Genomic DNA, 793 nt, shown 5'->3' with positions numbered 1-793 from the left:
GCCCCGGCCGCCCCGGCCGCCCACGCCGCCGGTGCCACACCGGTCGGCGAGTCGGCCGCCGTCGACATCGTGGTGGCGTCCGAGGCCGTGCCCCGCTCTGCCACCAGCGCAGCACCGGAGGCGACGATCGTCTGCGGAGCCGGTGAGGTGATCACCGGAACCCGCAACCGTTCCGAGAGCCGCTGGGTGATCAGCGGGATGTGCGCACCGCCGCCGACCGTGGCGACCGCACTGAGAGACGAGGTGCTCAGACCCGCCCGCTGCAGGCTGTCGTCGAGGACGAGCAGCGCGCCGGCCAGCGGCTGATCGATGAGTTGTTCGAGCTCGGCCCTGGTCACCCGCACGTCGGACGGCAGGCCCGGAAGCTGCGGGCTGATGCTCGTCGAGGTTTCCGCGGACAGTCGTTCCTTGGCCCGTCGGCAGTCGGCGCGCAGCCGGGCCAGCGAGCCCACCGCCGCGGTGCCGGCCGGATCATCGGTGTCGGTGGCGGCCGCGGCGATGACGTGGTTGAGCAGCAGTTGGTCGACGCCGTCGCCGGAGAACTCCGCGAAGCGGGCCGTTTCACCCAGCGGGGCGTAGCCGGCGCCGGCGTCGGCCAGGCTGATCGAGGTGCCGGTGCCGCCGAAGTCCAGCAGCGCGACCACGCCGGAGGTCGGCAGCCCGGGGTCGGCCTGGAGTGCGGTCAGCGCGGCCGAGGCGTCCGGTACCAGCGCGGCCGGCACACCAGCGGGCGCCAGCCCGGGTACCGCGCGCAATGCGCCGCGCAGCGCCCCGACAGCGGCCGGGCCCCAGT

Annotated in this window: 1 protein-coding gene; it reads right to left on the bottom strand. The window is 75.0% G+C overall.

Going from position 1 to position 793, the window contains the following annotated elements:
* On the bottom strand, positions 1 to 793 hold a 793-nt coding region (locus ACXAID_RS28280), incomplete at both ends, for an Hsp70 family protein (protein ID WP_475025458.1).

It is taken from the genome of Mycobacterium sp. ABE4_509 (assembly GCF_056160785.1).
The sequence above is the reverse complement of the archived record's forward strand: the minus strand, read 5'-3'. Positions and strand labels throughout refer to the sequence as shown.